This is a genomic window from Primorskyibacter flagellatus (assembly GCF_900176485.1).
GTDB classification, from domain to species: domain Bacteria; phylum Pseudomonadota; class Alphaproteobacteria; order Rhodobacterales; family Rhodobacteraceae; genus Primorskyibacter; species Primorskyibacter flagellatus.
Genome location: NZ_FWYD01000059.1, coordinates 1 through 1,931 on the forward strand (window position 1 = coordinate 1; position 1,931 = coordinate 1,931).

The 1,931-nt window shown below is 61.2% G+C and carries 1 protein-coding gene; it reads right to left on the reverse strand.

From position 1 onward, the window contains the following. A partial coding sequence (gene acs, locus B8991_RS20900) for an acetate--CoA ligase (protein ID WP_084355207.1) occupies nucleotides 1-1,931 on the reverse strand: 1,931 nt, incomplete at both ends.

Consider the following 1,931-nt stretch of genomic DNA (forward strand, 5'->3'; position numbering starts at 1 on the left):
CGGTTCATTCTGTTATCGATGAGGTCGTTGACGACGGTTGGGTCTGCGAGGGTTGATGTGTCGCCGAGGGATCCGTAGTCGTTTTCGGCGATTTTGCGCAGGATGCGGCGCATGATCTTGCCGGAGCGTGTTTTGGGCAGGCCGGGGGCCCATTGGATGAGGTCGGGCGAGGCGATCGGGCCGATCTCGGTGCGGACCCATGTGCGCAGCTCTTTCATCAGCTCGTCGGACGGCTCGATCCCGTTCATCAGGGTGACATAGCAATAGATGCCCTGGCCCTTGATGGCGTGGGGGTAGCCGACCACGGCAGCCTCGGCCACCTTGGCATGGGCGACAAGCGCCGATTCAACCTCGGCCGTGCCCATCCGGTGGCCCGACACGTTGATCACGTCATCGACGCGCCCGGTGATCCAGTAATCGCCATCCGCGTCGCGGCGACAGCCATCGCCCGAGAAATAATAGCCTTTGTAATCCGAGAAATAGGTCTTCTCGAACCGCTCATGGTCGCCCCAGATGGTGCGCATCTGGCCCGGCCAGCTTTCTTTCAACGCCAGCACGCCCTCGGTCGGGCTGGTATGGATTTCCTCGCCCGTTTGCGGGTCCAGCACCACCGGCACCACGCCGAAGAACGGCTTCATCGCGGCACCCGGCTTGGTCGCATGCGCGCCGGGCAGCGGCGTCAGAAGATGCCCGCCGGTTTCTGTCTGCCACCAGGTATCGACGATCGGGCAGCGGCCCTGACCCACCACGTCATTATACCAGTTCCAGGCCTCGGGGTTGATCGGTTCGCCCACCGTCCCGAGGATTCGCAGCGACGATAGATCGGTGCCGGTTACGAAATCGTTACCCTGACCCATCAGCGCGCGAATCGCCGTCGGCGCGGTGTAGAACTGGTTCACTTTATGCTTCTCGCAGACCTGCCAGAACCGGCTGGCATCGGGATATGTCGGCACGCCCTCGAACATGACAGTCGTCGCGCCATTGGCCAGAGGCCCATAGATGATGTAGGAGTGGCCCGTCACCCACCCAACATCTGCCGTACACCAAAAGACATCGCCCTCGTGGTAATCAAACACGATTTCATGGGTCATGGCGGCGTAAACCAAATATCCACCTGTTGTGTGCACAACTCCCTTTGGCTGACCCGTAGACCCGGAGGTATACAGAATGAACAAAGGATCCTCGGCCCCCATTTCGGCGGGCCGGCTGACATCGGAGGCTTCAAGCGCCATCTCGTTATAGTCAAAATCACGCTCGTCGATCCAGGTGGTCTGCCCGTCGGTGCGCTTGACGACCAGGCATTTCACACTGTCCTTGCAATGCAGCAGGGCGGCGTCGGCATTGGATTTCAGCGCGGTCTTGCGGCCACCGCGCGGGGCCTCGTCGGCAGTGATCACCACCTTGGCGTCGCAGCCATTGACGCGCGCGGCCAGAGCATCGGGGGAAAAGCCCGCGAACACGATGGAATGGATGGCGCCGATCCGCGCACAGGCCAGCATGGCATAGGCGGCCTCGGGGATCATCGGCAGGTAGATCACCACCCGGTCGCCACGGCGCACACCCAGCGTTTCGAGGATATTCGCCATCCGGCACACATGCCCGTGCAGCTGGCGATAGGTGATGTGCTTGGCTTCTTCCTCAGGGTTGTCCGGCTCGAAGATGATCGCGGTCTGGTCGCCGCGTGTCGCCAGATGCCGATCCACGCAATTGGCCGCCACGTTCAGCGTGCCATCGGCGAACCAGTTGATCGAGACATTGCCAAGCGTGAAATCCGTCTCCTTCACTTGGCTATATGGCTTGATCCAGTCAACCCGCTTGCCTTCCTCACCCCAGAACGCCTCCGGATCCGAAACAGACGCCGCATAACGCCGCTCATATCCCGACGCATCAACATGCGCCTTGCCAGACAATTCCGAAGACGGAGGATAGGT